12 protein-coding genes are annotated in these 13,768 nt (G+C 71.5%); 10 read left to right on the top strand and 2 right to left on the bottom strand.

Features of this window, described 5'->3' with window-relative positions:
- The first annotated feature begins 52 nt into the window (after positions 1–52).
- The 6 genes from ACWDUM_RS21605 (at position 53) to ACWDUM_RS21630 (ending at position 8,089) form a co-directional block, all read left to right on the top strand.
- A complete protein-coding gene (locus ACWDUM_RS21605) occupies positions 53–625 on the top strand; it encodes a TIGR03086 family metal-binding protein (protein ID WP_450135537.1) in 573 nt (190 codons plus the stop codon).
- A gap of 61 nt (positions 626–686) precedes the next feature.
- Positions 687–2,396, top strand: coding sequence for a cation:proton antiporter (locus ACWDUM_RS21610; RefSeq protein WP_450135538.1), 1,710 nt, complete (start codon positions 687–689; stop codon positions 2,394–2,396).
- Between the two features lie 203 nt (positions 2,397–2,599).
- Positions 2,600–3,964: a cryptochrome/photolyase family protein gene (locus tag ACWDUM_RS21615; protein ID WP_450135539.1), complete on the top strand. Its 1,365-nt coding sequence runs from the start codon at positions 2,600–2,602 to the stop codon at positions 3,962–3,964.
- Positions 3,965–4,022: 58 nt separating this feature from the next.
- A complete protein-coding gene (locus ACWDUM_RS21620; protein WP_450135540.1) occupies positions 4,023–5,387 on the top strand; it encodes a TIGR01777 family oxidoreductase in 1,365 nt (454 codons plus the stop codon).
- The gene (locus ACWDUM_RS21625) at positions 5,384–6,913 is read left to right on the top strand and encodes an SDR family oxidoreductase (protein ID WP_450135541.1); all 1,530 of its coding nucleotides are present in this window, start codon (positions 5,384–5,386) and stop codon (positions 6,911–6,913) included. Before ACWDUM_RS21620 ends, ACWDUM_RS21625 begins: the two co-directional genes overlap by 4 nt.
- A gap of 159 nt (positions 6,914–7,072) precedes the next feature.
- Positions 7,073–8,089, top strand: a complete 1,017-nt coding sequence (locus ACWDUM_RS21630) for an alcohol dehydrogenase catalytic domain-containing protein (RefSeq protein WP_450135542.1) — start codon at positions 7,073–7,075, stop codon at positions 8,087–8,089.
- A gap of 19 nt (positions 8,090–8,108) precedes the next feature.
- Here ACWDUM_RS21630 and ACWDUM_RS21635 read toward each other — a convergent pair whose 3' ends face one another.
- Both ACWDUM_RS21635 and ACWDUM_RS21640 read right to left on the bottom strand, forming a co-directional pair.
- Positions 8,109–8,699, bottom strand: coding sequence for a lipocalin family protein (locus ACWDUM_RS21635; RefSeq protein WP_450113658.1), 591 nt, complete (start codon positions 8,697–8,699; stop codon positions 8,109–8,111).
- A 36-nt stretch (positions 8,700–8,735) separates the two neighbouring features.
- Positions 8,736–9,392: a fasciclin domain-containing protein gene (locus ACWDUM_RS21640; protein ID WP_450135543.1), complete on the bottom strand. Its 657-nt coding sequence runs from the start codon at positions 9,390–9,392 to the stop codon at positions 8,736–8,738.
- A gap of 147 nt (positions 9,393–9,539) precedes the next feature.
- Between ACWDUM_RS21640 and ACWDUM_RS21645 the strand changes: the two genes are divergently transcribed.
- From ACWDUM_RS21645 to ACWDUM_RS21660, 4 genes are read left to right on the top strand one after another with little or no spacing between them, the layout of a single operon-like run.
- Complete coding sequence (locus ACWDUM_RS21645; protein WP_450135544.1) at positions 9,540–10,889, top strand: NAD(P)/FAD-dependent oxidoreductase; 1,350 nt, start codon at positions 9,540–9,542, stop codon at positions 10,887–10,889.
- Complete coding sequence (locus ACWDUM_RS21650; RefSeq protein ID WP_450135545.1) at positions 10,886–11,644, top strand: DUF1365 domain-containing protein; 759 nt, start codon at positions 10,886–10,888, stop codon at positions 11,642–11,644. Before ACWDUM_RS21645 ends, ACWDUM_RS21650 begins: the two co-directional genes overlap by 4 nt.
- The gene (locus tag ACWDUM_RS21655) at positions 11,641–12,918 is read left to right on the top strand and encodes a class I SAM-dependent methyltransferase (protein ID WP_450135546.1); all 1,278 of its coding nucleotides are present in this window, start codon (positions 11,641–11,643) and stop codon (positions 12,916–12,918) included. The genes ACWDUM_RS21650 and ACWDUM_RS21655 overlap by 4 nt, the downstream gene beginning before the upstream one ends.
- A complete protein-coding gene (locus ACWDUM_RS21660) occupies positions 12,915–13,709 on the top strand; it encodes a DUF1295 domain-containing protein (protein ID WP_450135547.1) in 795 nt (264 codons plus the stop codon). The genes ACWDUM_RS21655 and ACWDUM_RS21660 overlap by 4 nt, the downstream gene beginning before the upstream one ends.
- Positions 13,710–13,768 lie beyond the last annotated feature (59 nt).

A 13,768-nucleotide genomic window follows, 5' to 3' on the forward strand; every position in this document is an offset into this window, starting at 1 on the left:
GGGCCGAATCCGAGTCGATACAGGTGAATCCCATCGATCCAGGAGGACAACCATGCTCGACCTTCGACCCGCCACGCACGCGGTCGCCGATATCGTCCGAGGTGTCCGTGACGACCAGCTCAGCGCCCCGACGCCGTGCCGCGAGTACACCGTCGCGGATCTGCTCGACCACATCGACGGTCTGGCCCTCGCGTTCACGCTCGCTGCCCGGAAGCAGCCACTCGAGGTCGGTCCGTCCGGGCGCGGAGACCGGCTCCCCGACGACTGGCGCGACCACATCGCGACCCGGCTGGACGAGCTCGCGCAGGCGTGGCGGGACGAGGCCGCATGGTCCGGAAACACCCGCGCCGGCGGGGTCGACCTCACCGGAGGCGAAGCCGGTCGCGTCGCGATGAACGAGGTCGTGGTTCACGGCTGGGACGTGGCCCGCGCGACCGGACAGTCCTACCTCGTCGACGACGCCTCGGTGAACGGGGCGCGGGACTTCGTCGCGCAGTTCAGCGGTCCCGGCACCGAGGAGGCGCGCAGCGGGCTGTTCGGCCCGGAGGTCGCCGCCCCCGCGGATGCCACGCCGCTCGAGCGACTGATCGCACTCACCGGCCGTGACCCGCGCTGGACCGGATAGATCACGCCTGGCGCGGGTGTCGGGGCGAGGCGGGTAGCCGGAGGACGACCACAATGACCCTGTGGATCTCACCCTCATAGCCATCATCGGCGTAGCCAGCATCGTTGCCGTATCGGCCTTCTCACAGCGTCTGGGTCTGGCCGCTCCCCTGAGCCTGGTCGTCGTCGGAATCGGACTGAGCTTCGTCCCCGCGGTGCCCGACGTGGACGTCGAGCCGGAGTGGATCCTCGCCGTGGTCCTGCCTCCCCTGCTGTACTCGGCAGCGGTGACGATGCCCGCGCAGGACTTCCGCCGGAACTTCAAGGCCATCAGCGGGCTGGCTGTGCTGTTGGTGCTGGTCACCACCGCCGGCGCCGGCGCGCTGTTCCACCTGCTGATTCCCGACCTCGGGTGGGCGACGGCGTTCGCGCTCGGCGCCGTTATCAGCCCGACCGACGCCGTCGCCGCGACGTCGGTCGGCCGCAAGCTCGGCCTGCCGTCCCGGCTGCTGACCGTCCTCGAGGGCGAGGGCCTGGTGAACGACGCGTCCGCCCTGGTGCTGCTGCGGTCGGCGATCGCCGCGATGGCGGGTGCGGTGTCGCTGTGGCACGTGGCCGGCGACTTCGTGTTCTCGGTGGTCGTCGCCTCGGTCGTCGGCGTCGTGGTCGGTGTCGTCAACGTCCGCGTGCGGAGCTGGATCAACGACACGGTGCTCAACACCGCGATCTCGTTCGTGGTGCCGTTCGTCGCTTTCGTGCCCGTCGAGGAGTTCGGTGCCTCGGGCGTGCTCGCGGTCGTCGTGACCGGACTGGTCACCGGGCACCTCAGTCCCCGCTTCCTGCGTGCCCAGGACCGCATCACCGAGGAGATGAACTGGCGCACGATCGCCTTCCTCCTCGAATCGGCGATCTTCCTCATCATGGGCCTGAGCCTCGAACACCTCCTCGACGAGGTCCAGGACGCGGGACTGCCGTCCGGGCAGGGCCTGCTGTTCGGTCTCCTCGCCTCCGCCTTCGTCATCGCCGCGCGGATGATCTTCGTGGTTCCGCTGGTGGCCGTGCTCCGCCGGGACGAACGCCGAGCAGCGGCGAGGGCACCGCGCATCGAACGATGGCAGGAACGTCTGCGTGACCTCGACGACGTGGAGAGGCTGAGCCCTGGCCGCAAGGCACTCATCCGCCGCCGCGTGACCCGAACCAGCGCGGACATCGACTTCCTGCTCACCGAGACCCTCGGCTGGCGGGGCGGAGTCGTCCTCGCGTGGTCCGGGATGCGCGGGGCCATCACCCTGGCTGCCGCCCAAACGCTCCCCCACGACACCCCGTACCGCGCCGAGCTGATCCTGATCGCATTCGTCGTCGCGGTCACCACCCTGCTTCTGCAGGGGCTCACGCTGCCGTGGGTGATCCGCTGGGTGAACGTGCCCGCGGACGACACCGCCCGGCTGCGCGCCGAGTACGGCAAGCTGCTCGAGGAGCTCGCGGATGCGGCGGAGGCCGCCCTCGCCGACGCCCCGCACGAGACCGACCCGGACGTGCTGGCCCGCGTCCGCCAGGACAGCCTGATCGGCAAGCGCGAGGCCCGGGGCGGATCCTCCCCCGATCCCGAGCACGATCTGCGCCGCGAGGAGTACCTGCGCGTGCGCCTGGAGACCATCTTCGCCGAGCGCGCCGCCCTCCTCCACGCCCGCTCCCGCGGTACGTACAGCTCCCAAACCCTCGAGGCGGCGCAACGCCGACTCGACCTCGAAGAGACGCGCCTCGAGGCGCTCGGCGAGCAACAGGCCCACTGACCGCGCGCCCCGAGGGCCCGCCCCCTCGGGGCGGGTTCTCGGTCGGCGAGGTTCGTCGGGTTCGAGCCACCCGTAATGCCGATAAGCTGCGTTATGACATTATTTTGCGGGGCCGCGTCGGGGATCTGGAACATATCAGCAGGTCAGACGCACAAATATCGGCGAGGAACGTCCTGCCGCACGGATGGCGGAGAATGACCGTCATGAGCAGGACTGCACTCGTCTGGTTCCGGCGTGATCTGCGACTGACCGACCTCCCCACCCTGCTGTCCGCCGCCGACGACGGCGACTCCGCCGTGGCCCTGTTCGTTCTCGACGACGCGCTGCTCCGCCCCTCGGGCGCGCCGAGGCGCAACTTCCTGATCGAATGCCTGCGCTCCCTCGACGAGGACCTCGGCGGCCGGTTGCTCGTCACCACCGGAAATCCGACTGCGGTGGTTCCCGCGCTGGCGCGGGAGTTCGACGCCGCGTCGGTGCACGTCACCGCCGACTACGGCCCGTACGGCACCCGGCGGGACGACGCGGTCGCGGCCGCACTCGGCGACGTCCCGCTCGTCGCGACGGGCTCCCCCTACGCGGTGGCACCCGGCCGGATCCACAAATCGGACGGCACCGCGTACAAGGTGTTCACACCGTTTCGCAGGGCCTGGCTCGAGCACGGCTGGCGCGCTCCCGCCGCCACCGGACCCGACACCGTCGACTGGATCGACCCGGAAGGTGTCGCGGCGCGGGTACCCGTGCCGCCTCCGCACGACGGGGACGGCCCCCTCCTCCCCCGCGCCGGCGAGGACGCCGCCCTGCAGCGCTGGGCCGACTTCCGGGAAGGCGACCTGGCCGCGTACTCGAGTGACAGGGACCGTCCGGATCGCGACACCACGAGCCGCCTGTCGCCGTACCTGAAGTTCGGCTGCATCCACCCCCGCACCGTCCTGCACGACCTCGCGGGCCGGTCCGACGAGAGCGCGACGACACTGCGCAGCGAACTCGCCTGGCGCGATTTCTACGCCGACGTCCTGTTTCACCGACCCGACACCGCGCGCGGCAACTACAACCCGCGTTTCGATCACATCGCCTACGACACCGGCGTGGACGCAGACCGCGCTTTCACGGCATGGGCCCAGGGGCGCACCGGGTTCCCGATCGTCGACGCGGGCATGCGGCAACTGCTCGCCGAGGGGTGGATGCACAACCGGGTGCGGATGATCGTCGCGTCGTTCCTGACGAAGGACCTGCACCTGCCGTGGTGGCGGGGCGCGCGCCACTTCATGACACACCTGGTGGACGGCGACCTGGCGTCGAACCAGCACGGCTGGCAGTGGACCGCAGGCTCCGGTACGGATGCCGCGCCGTACTTCCGGGTCTTCAACCCGACCGCGCAGGGCGAGAAGTTCGATCCGACGGGCGACTACGTGCGCCGCTGGGTGCCTGAGCTGCGCGCAGTCGCGGGCAAGCGGGTGCACCGGCTCCCGGACGGCCCCCCGGCCGGCTATCCGCACCCGATCGTCGATCACGCGCACGAGCGGCTCGTCGCGCTGGAGCGGTTCGGGCGGATCAGCGGTCCGAGCTGACCCGTCCGAACGGCGGTCGGCACCGAATTCCCGGAACGCACGATCGGAAGGAATTCGCATGGGAATCGAGTACGCGAGCATCGTGTCCGCTCCTCGCCGGGAAGTGTTCGACTGGTATGCCCGGCCCGGCGCGCTGCACCGTCTACTCCCGCCCTGGCAGCCTGTCGGGGCGATCTCGGAGGCCGGTTCGCTCGCCGACGGGCGCGCCGAGTTGTCGTTGCCCGGTGGCCTGCGGTGGATCGCCCAGCACGACGCGTCGGCGTACGACCCACCGCGCCGGTTCGTCGACCGGATCGCGCGGGACGGCCTTGCCTCCCTACCCGCCGGGATGCTGGTGCCGTGGCGACACGTCCACACCTTCGTGGAGGTCGACGCCCGGACCACGCGCGTGGTGGACGACGTGCAGACACCGGTACCCGCGTCGATGCTCCGCCAGATGTTCGCGTACCGGCACCGGCAGCTCGCGGACGACCTGGCCGCGCATCAGGAGGCCCGGGACCGCGGGACCCGGCCGATGACCGTCGCGGTGACCGGCGCCTCCGGTCTGGTCGGGTCCGCGCTGACCGCCTTCCTGAGCACCGGTGGGCACCGGGTGCTGCGCCTGGTGCGTCGGGCGCCGCGGAGGCCCGACGAACGTCAGTGGTTCCCCGCCGCACCCGCGCCGGATCTCCTCGACGATGTCGACGCAGTCGTGCACCTGGCGGGTGCGTCGATCGCAGGCCGGTTCACCGAGGCACACAAGGCCGCGGTCCGGGACAGCCGGATCGAGCCGACCCGCCGGCTCGCCGAACTCGCCGGCACGGCCTCGGACGGACCGACCGCCTTCGTCTGCGCCTCCGCGATCGGCCTCTACGGGTACGACCGCGACGATGAACCGCTCCGCGAGGACGCCGGCCGGGGCTCCGGATTCCTCGCGGACGTCGTCGCCGACTGGGAGGCCGCGACGTCGCCCGCCTCCGACGCCGGGATTCGGGTGGTGCGGGTGCGCACCGGCATCGTGCAGTCTCCCCGAGGCGGGACGTTGCGGCTGCTGCGACCGCTGTTCGCCGCCGGACTCGGCGGCCGCGTCGGTTCGGGGCGCCAGTGGCTGTCGTGGATCGACCTCGACGACCTCGTCGACATCTATCACCGCGCACTGACCGATCCGCGGCTGTCGGGCGCGGTGAACGCGGTGGCACCGGAGCCGGTCCGCGCCGGGGAGTACGCACGGACCCTGGCCCGGGTGCTGCACCGCCCCGCGCTGCTGCCGGTGCCGGGATTCGGGCCGCGGCTCCTGCTCGGCGCGCAGGGCGCGCGGGAGTTGGCGACCGCCAACCAGCGGGTGGTGCCACAGACCCTGCTCGATGCCGGCCACCGGTACCGCCGCCCCACGCTGGAGCCGTCGCTGCGTCACCAGCTCGGGCACATCGCGGAGCCGACGTGACCGCGCCGCTGTGCATCCTCGTCACCGGCGGGACCGGATACATCGGCGGCCGATTGGCTCCGCGCCTGGTCCGGTCGGGGCATCGGGTCAGGGTGCTCGCGCGGACGCCGGACAAGCTCCGCGACGTGCCGTGGGCCGACGACGTCGAGGTGGTGCGCGGCGACCTCGACGACCCCGAGTCGCTGGCGCGGGCATGCCGCGACGTGGACGTGCTGTACTACCTGGCGCATTCGATGGGTGGTCGGGGACGGTTCGAGGACACCGAGCAGCGGTGCGCCCGCAACGTGGTCGCCGCCGCCCGCGATGCGGGAGTGCGCCGGATCGTGTATCTCGGCGGGCTGCACCCGGACACGGGCACGCTGTCCCCGCACCTGCGATCCCGGACACGGGTCGGCCGGATCCTGCTGGACTCGTCGGTGCCCACCCTCGTCCTGCAGGCCGGCGTCGTGATCGGATCGGGGTCGGCGTCGTTCGAGATGATCCGCCACCTGAGCAATCGATTGCCGGTGATGACGACGCCGCGTTGGGTGAACAATCGCATTCAGCCGATCGCGGTCCGCGATGTTCTGCACTACCTGGTGGGCGCGGCGACGGCGCCGTTGCCGCACAGCCGAACCTACGACGTCGGCGGTCCCGACATCCTGCGGTACGGCGAGATGATGCAGGTGTACGCGCAGGTCGCCGGGTTGCGGCGACGGCGGATCCTGGTCCTGCCGGTGCTCACGCCGCGGTTGGCCGGGCTGTGGGTGGGCCTGGTCACGCCGATTCCCCCGAAACTGGGTCGCGCTCTGATCGAGTCGGTCAGCACGGACGCGGTGATGCGTGACCACGAGATCGACTCGGTGATCGCGCCCCCACCGGGCGGGTTGACCGGCTACCGGGAGGCGGTGCGCCTGGCACTGCGCCGGATCGAGCGTGGCGACGTCGAAACCACCTGGGCGAACGCCTCGCCCGTCGGTGCACCCGCCGATCCGTTGCCGTCCGACCCGGAGTGGGCCGGCGATCACGCATTCGTCGACGAGCGGCACATCGACTGTCCCAGCGACCGGGCGTCCGTATGGTCGGTCGTCGAGGCCATCGGCGGGGAGAACGGCTGGTACTCGTTCCCCCTGGCGTGGTCGGTGCGCGGCTGGCTGGACCGCGCGTTCGGTGGGGTGGGGCTGGTGCGGGGGCGCCGTCATCCGCACACCCTGCACACCGGCGATGCGCTCGACTTCTGGCGGGTCGAACGCATCGAGCGTCCGGTGCTGCTGCGGTTGCGGGCGGAGATGCGCGCCCCCGGACGCGCGTGGCTCGAGTGGGACCTGACCACCCTCGGCCCGGATCGGACCCGGCTCCGGCAGCGTGCGGTGTTCCTGCCGAAAGGTGTGGCAGGACGGCTCTACTGGTATGCGCTCGTGCCGTTCCACCGAGTGATCTTCGCGGGGATGCTGGAGAACATCGCCGGCGCCGCCGGGCGGAGCGGGTCACCGCACAGCGGCTCCCCCCATCGGGAGCCGCGTCACCGGCCCGTGCACCGGTCCTGAGCCCGTTCCGGGCCCGCGCGCGGAATGGACCGACCGGTCCGGGAGGCCTTGCCAGGAACTCCGTCGAGGCGTTTGACTGGAACGCGGACCCGAGGGCGTGGCACGGCACACGATGTCGACCGCGGCCCGCCGCGACGAACGTTCCATCGAGGATGCGTCATGCCCACTCATCGAGCAGTGCACGTCCAGTCCCCCGGCGGCGCGTTGACCCTGACCGAGGTCGAGACGACGCCACCCGAACGGGACCACGTCCGCATCGCCGTCTCCGCGTGCGGAGTCTGCGGCACCGACCGCGCGTTCGTGGGCGGCGCCTTCCCGGACATGACGTGGCCGCTGACGCCCGGTCACGAGATCGCCGGAACGATCGCCGAACTCGGCCCCGGCGTCGACGACCACGCCGTCGGCGACCGCGTCGCCGTTGGCTGGTTCGGCGGCCACTGCAACGAGTGCGTGCCCTGCCGCCGGGGCAGCTTCATCCACTGCGAGAAGCTGCAGATTCCCAGTTGGCAGTACCCCGGGGGTTACGCCGAGTCGGTGACGGTGCCGGCCAACGCGCTCGCCCGGATCCCGGACGAGCTGTCCTTCACGGAAGCCGCGCCGATGAGCTGCGCGGGCGTCACCACTTTCGATGCTCTCCGGAAGACCGGGGCGGCGCCCGGCGACCGGGTCGCGGTCCTCGGGATCGGTGGGCTCGGCCACCTCGGTGTGCAGTTCGCCCGGGCGATGGGCTTCGAGACGATCGCCATCGCCCGTGGCGGCGACAAGGGCGAGGACGCCCGACAGCTCGGGGCCCACCACTACGTCGACTCCACGGAGGGCGACGTCGGTGCGGCCCTGCGGAAGCTCGGTGGCGTGTCGGTGGTCCTCGGGACCGCGGCGAACTCGACGGCGATGGCCGACACGATCGGCGGCCTGCAACCCGAGGGTGAACTCGTCGTCGTCGGCGTCACGGCCGACCCCCTTCCGATCAGTCCGCTTCAGCTGATCCAGCCCGGGCTGACCGTGACCGGGCATCCCTCCGGTACCGCCCGCGACGTCGAGGAGACGATGGACTTCGCGGCCCTGTCCGGTGTGCGGGCCCGGATCGAGGAACGCCCCTTGGCCGAGGCGGCGGACGCCTACGGCGCGATGGCGGAGGGCCGGGCCCGCTACCGCATGGTCCTCACCACGCGGTAGCGGCGGAGGTGCCGGGCCGTCAGAGGGTGCAGAGGGGCCGGATGTCCGCGAGCCCGGTGCTGGTCGGCGAGGTCAGCATCAGGCACGAGTTGTAGCCGTTCGCCTCCACGACCTGCCGGATCTCGTGCCAGCGGCCCGGGTCCGCCACGGGACTGCGCGACAGGACGAAGCCGGACAGCCGGGTCGGGTCGCCGACCAGCGCCCACGAGTAGTCGCCGGCGAGGTGGGCGATCAGGTAGTTGCTCGGCCCGTCCGGGTTGTCCTGCCCCGGTACCGACGGGAACGAGACGTGCAACTCGGCCGGGCCGTTGACCCGCGCGTTGCCCACGATCCCGCGGCGGGCACCGGTGACCGTGGTGCACGAGTTCTCGACCCGCACGTCCCGATCGTCGACCGCGCTGTACCGGGCGGTGGTGTCGCGCACGCAGTCCAGGTTGAACGGGGCGGGATTGGCGGCCAGCTGATGCCACGTTCCCAGGTAACGCGTCAGGTCGACGCGGTCCACCGGTGTCAGGGGGCCCAACGGTGCGGCTGCGGTCGTCGACCCCGGCAGCACGACCGCCGCCGCGGCGGCACAGGCCACCGCGACGGTTCGCATCGTCGATCTCATGAATGTCTCCTCGCTGTCGTCTATTGGGGGGATCGGCTACTGGGGAGACAGGACGGAGTCGATCAGGTACACGGTCGCATTCGCGGTCTGGATGCCGCCGCAGATGACGCCCGCCTGATTGACCTTCCAGTCGTCGCCGGATCCGGTGACCTCGACTGTGCCGCCCTGGACCGTGGTCTGGGTGCCCGCGATGTCGGCGGGTGCGATCCGGCCCGGAACGACGTGATAGGTCAAGACATTGGTGAGGGCGGCCGCGTCCGTCTTCAGGGTCTCGAGAGTGGCCGGGTCGACCTTCTCGAAGGCCGCGTCGACAGGGGCGAAGACGGTGAACTGGCCGCCGTTGAGGGTGTCGACGAGGTTGACCTGCGGATTGAGCTGACCGGACACCGCCGCGGTGAGCGTGGTCAACATCGGGTTGCTCGACGCTGCGGCGCCCACCGGCTCCTGCGCCATGCCCTCGACCGAGCCGGGGCCGGTGGGGACCTGCTCCGCGTAAGCTGCGCAGCCCGGTCCGACCAGCGACGCGGACTGCGCGTTCGGCATCGCCGAATCCGTTGCCATCGGCTGCGTCTCGGAGGTCGCCGGGGACTCCGGCGCGGAAGACGTGTCGTCCGAGGAACAGGCGACGGCGCCGAACAGGGCGATCGCCCCCGCCCCGACCAGCGCCAGATTCCTGCGTGTGCTGATTCCCATGATGTGGGTCCTTCCGTGTGGCGGCGGCCGAGGTGCCGCCGACGAGGTTGTGTCGGCTGCGATTCGGGGCCGCTCCGGACCCGGATGGGTCGCGCACCGAGAAAATGTCCGACCCATCCGGACCGGTCCCTGTTCCGAACACCGGTCATGACGACCACTTCGCGTCCCCGCGTTCCGGCGCCCGTTCCCGAACCGCCCGAGCGAGTCGGGCGACGTTCGGTGGCGGTGATCGGCAGTGGGATCGCCGGACTGGCCGCGGCTCACGAGCTGGCCCGACGCGACCGGGTGACGCTGTTCGAGGCGGACGACCGGCTCGGCGGCCACGCCCACACCCACGCCCTGGATCTGGGCGCCGGCAGGCGGGTCGACGTGGACACCGGGTTCATCGTGCACAACGACCGCACCTACCCGACCCTCTGCGCGCTGTTCGACGAGCTGGGCGTCGCCACCCAGGCCACCGACATGTCGATGTCGGTGCGCTCGGACGCGAACGGCCTGGAATACGCCGGCGGAAAGGGGATTTCCGGGCTGCTGCCGACCGTGCGCACCGTCGGCCGCGGCCGGTACCTGCGGATGCTGGGCGAGGTGCCGCGCTTCCACCGGGCGGCGCGGGCACTCCTCGACGACGGACCGGCGGAGACCGAGGAGACTCTCGGGCAGTTCCTGGACCGGTTGAAGTTCTCCCGGTACTTCGTCGATCACTTCACGATCCCGCTGGTCGCGGCGGTGTGGTCGTGCGACCCGGACGACGCGATGCGGTACCCGGCGCGCTGTCTGCTGACCTTTCTCGACCACCACGGCATGCTCACGGTCTTCGGGTCACCGCCGTGGCGAACCGTGACAGGCGGCTCGGCCCGCTACGTCGAGAAGATCGCCGCCGCGCTCGACGAGGTGCGAACCGGCACACCGGTCGAACGCCTCGTCCGCAGCGGCGGCGGCGTGGTGGTCACGGCAGGCGGTGCGCCGCGCCGCTTCGATGCGGCGGTGGTCGCGGTACACCCGCACCAGGCGCTGCGCCTGCTCGCCGAACCGACACCGGCCGAGTCCGCTGTGCTCGGCGCGATCACCTACTCGACGAACCGGGCCCGGCTGCACACCGACGAATCGGTGTTGCCCCGCGCTCGGGCGGCGCGCGCGTCGTGGAACTACCTCGTTCCGAGGGCGGGTGAACGGGCACCGGGCGTCATCGTCACCTACGACATGACCCGGCTGATGCGACTGCGCGAGGCCGGAGGTCGGCGGCTGCTCGTGACCCTCGGCGGCGCGGACCGCATCGACCCGTCGACCGTGCTCGCGGAGATGACGTACGAACATCCGCTCTACACACCGGAATCCGTGGCCGCGCAGCGGCGGCTGCCGGAACTGGACTCCGACACCGTGGCGTTCGCCGGCGCCTACCACGGGTGGGGCTTCCACGAGGACGGCGCCGCGTCCGGAGTGCGCGCGGCCCGCCGGATCGGCGCCCTCGACGGCATCGCGGTGGGAGCGCGCGCGTGAACACCCCGGCGATCTACCGCACTCGGATCCGCCACGTACGCGCCGGCCCGATCCGGCACGCCTTCGACTACCCGGGCTACAGCTGGTTCGTCGACCTGGACGAGTTGCCCGGCCTGCCGGTGTGGTTGCGGCCGTTCGCCCGATTCGACGTGCGCGACCACTTCGATCGGTCGCCGGCGCCGGGCACCCTGCGGGCCGGGCTCGACGCGGTTCTCGTCGACGCCGGCATCGATCCGGGCGGCCTGCGGGTCACCGCGCTGCTCGGTGCCCGCGTGCTCGGGCACGCCTTCAACCCCCTGAGCCTGTATTGGTGCCACGACCGCGACGGCATCGTCGACTGTGTGGTCGCGGAGGTCCACAACACCTATGGCGGCAGGCACAGCTATGTGCTGCGCCCGGATCCCACGGGGCGGGCGGAGGCGGCGAAGGCGTTCTACGTGTCGCCGTTCAATCCGGTGGCGGGCCACTACACGCTTCGGGTCCCGGAGCCTGCGGAGCGACTCGCGATCTCGGTGACCCTGCACCGGGACGGGCACGCACCCTTCGTGGCGACGATGCACGGGAACCGCGTGCCGGCCACCGTCGGCGGGGTGGCAGGCACCGTGCTGCGGGCACCGCTGGCACCGCACCTCGTGTCCGCGCGGATCCGGATCCAGGGCATCGCGCTCTGGCTGCGCGGCCTGCCCGTCGTCCCGCGTCCCCGGTCGTCGTCCACGGCCACCACGTCCCACCCGAAGCCGGAGGTCCTCCGATGAGCGTCACCCGCACCGACGGCGCACCGGCCCTGCCGGGACCCGATCCGGCTCGGTGGCCGGACGTCGCGCGCCGACCGACCGGTGCGATCGCGCGGTTCGGCGCGCCGGTCGCCGCCCTCCTGTTCCGGCGTGCCGTGGCCCGGCTCGACGTACGGGTCGACTATCCCGACGGGACGGTCATCGGCTCACGTGATGCGCACGCGCCGCGCATGATCGTGCATCGCCCGGACGCGTTCGCGCGCCGGGTGGCCGCCGACGGGCTGATCGGATTCGGCGAGGCGTACATGGCGGGCGACTGGAGTTCGCCGGATCCCTCCTCCGCGCTGACACCGTTCGCGGCGTCCGCGTCCACACTGGTCCCGGGCGTCCTGCAGGCCCTGCGTCCGCTGGTGGCGCGTCGTCGCCCCTCCTGGGAGCGCAATTCGCGGGAGCAGGCCCCCTCGAACGTCTCCCACCACTACGACCTGTCCAACGACCTCTTCCGCCTGTTCCTCGACGAGACGATGACCTACTCGAGTGCGCTGTTCGACGGCTGGACCCCCGGATGGGACACCCTGACCGAGGCGCAGCACCGCAAGATCGACCGGCTGCTCGACGCCGCCCGCGTCGGCCCGGGTACCCGGCTGCTCGAGATCGGCACCGGGTGGGGAGAACTCGCGATTCGTGCCGCACGGCGCGGCGCGACGGTCCGGTCGGTGACCCTGTCGGCGGAGCAGCAACAGCTGGCGCGCCGGCGGGTGGCGGACGCCGGGTACGCGGACCGGGTGCGCGTCGACCTGCTCGACTACCGCTCGGTGCGCGGCGAATACGACGCCGTCGTCTCCGTCGAGATGATCGAGGCGGTCGGGTACGAGTACTGGCCGGCCTACTTCGCGGTGCTGGACCGGGTGCTGGTCTGGGGCGGACGAGTCGCACTGCAGGCGATCACCATGACCGATGCGCGGATGCGCGCCACCCGCAACACGCACACCTGGATCACCAAGTACATCTTTCCCGGCGGCCTGATTCCCTCACCCGAGGCGCTCGAGGCCGCCGCCGCGACCACGTCCCTGCGGATCCGGGCGCGGGACCGCTTCGGGGCGGACTACGCGGACACGCTCCGGCTGTGGCGGCAACGGTTCGTCGCCAACGCGGCGGCCGTGGACGCGCTCGGATTCGATGCGACGTTCCGCCGGATGTGGGAGTTCTACCTCGCGTACTCGGAGGCGGGGTTCCGGTCCGGCTACCTGGACGTCCAGCAGATCGTTCTCGCCAAGGACGGGGGTCCGCGATGAGCGCGTGGTCGACCTTCGCGGTGGTCGCGGTGACCGCGCTGGCCGCTGTCGCGGTGGTGCAGGCGGTCGCGTTCGCGGTGAGCCGCCGACTCGACCGCGTCAACGTCGTCGACGTGGCCTGGGGTGCCGGATTCGTGCTGGTCGCACTCGCCGCGGCGGTAATCGGGGACGGCGCAGCCGGGAGACGGTGGCTGCTGTTCGTCCTCGTCGCCGTGTGGGGTCTACGGCTGAGCGTGCACATGTATCTCAAATCGAAGGGCCGCGGCGAGGATCCGCGCTACCGCGACCTGCTCGACCGCGCCGGGGGCGCGAGTACCCGCACCGTGGTGACCCGGGTCTTCGCGACGCAGGGCGCCGCGCAGTGGTTCGTGTCGCTGCCCCTGCAGGTGTCGGCGGTCCTCGGCCCGACCGAGGGTGTCGGTTCCCTCGCCGTCGCCGCGGGTGTGGCGCTGTGGGTGACGGGAGTGACGTTCGAGTCCGTCGGAGATCGGCAGTTGGCGCGCTGGCGTGGTGACCCCGCGAACCGGGGACGCATCATCGACACCGGCCTGTGGGCGTGGACCCGGCACCCGAACTACTTCGGGGACGCGTGCGTGTGGTGGGGCCTGTGGCTGATCTGCGCCTCGGTGTGGCCGGGCGCGCTGACCGTGGCGTCACCGGCCCTGATGACGTACTTCCTGGTGTACGCGACCGGTGCGCGCCCGCTGGAGAGGACGATGTCGCGGCGCCCGGGATACCGGGACTACCAGCGCCGCACGGCGTTCTTCGTGCCGCGACCACCGCGGCGGTGAGGGTCGTGTTGGACAGGAGCACGGCGGATGCCGCCTTGAGCGCCCGGATACCCGCCGAT

It is taken from the genome of Rhodococcus sp. NPDC003322 (genome assembly GCF_053589555.1).

What these genes read in the sequence shown, in the direction of transcription:
- ACWDUM_RS21655 (WP_450135546.1), top strand. Translation starts at nt 11,641, where the DNA reads ATGAGCGTCACCCGCACCGACGGCGCACCGGCCCTGCCGGGACCCGAT.
- ACWDUM_RS21660 (WP_450135547.1), top strand. Translation starts at nt 12,915, where the DNA reads ATGAGCGCGTGGTCGACCTTCGCGGTGGTCGCGGTGACCGCGCTGGCC.
- ACWDUM_RS21615 (WP_450135539.1), top strand. Translation starts at nt 2,600, where the DNA reads ATGAGCAGGACTGCACTCGTCTGGTTCCGGCGTGATCTGCGACTGACC.
- ACWDUM_RS21605 (WP_450135537.1), top strand. Translation starts at nt 53, where the DNA reads ATGCTCGACCTTCGACCCGCCACGCACGCGGTCGCCGATATCGTCCGA.
- ACWDUM_RS21635 (WP_450113658.1), bottom strand. Translation starts at nt 8,699, where the DNA reads ATGAGATCGACGATGCGAACCGTCGCGGTGGCCTGTGCCGCCGCGGCG.
- ACWDUM_RS21645 (WP_450135544.1), top strand. Translation starts at nt 9,540, where the DNA reads ATGACGACCACTTCGCGTCCCCGCGTTCCGGCGCCCGTTCCCGAACCG.
- ACWDUM_RS21640 (WP_450135543.1), bottom strand. Translation starts at nt 9,392, where the DNA reads ATGGGAATCAGCACACGCAGGAATCTGGCGCTGGTCGGGGCGGGGGCG.
- ACWDUM_RS21620 (WP_450135540.1), top strand. Translation starts at nt 4,023, where the DNA reads ATGGGAATCGAGTACGCGAGCATCGTGTCCGCTCCTCGCCGGGAAGTG.
- ACWDUM_RS21630 (WP_450135542.1), top strand. Translation starts at nt 7,073, where the DNA reads ATGCCCACTCATCGAGCAGTGCACGTCCAGTCCCCCGGCGGCGCGTTG.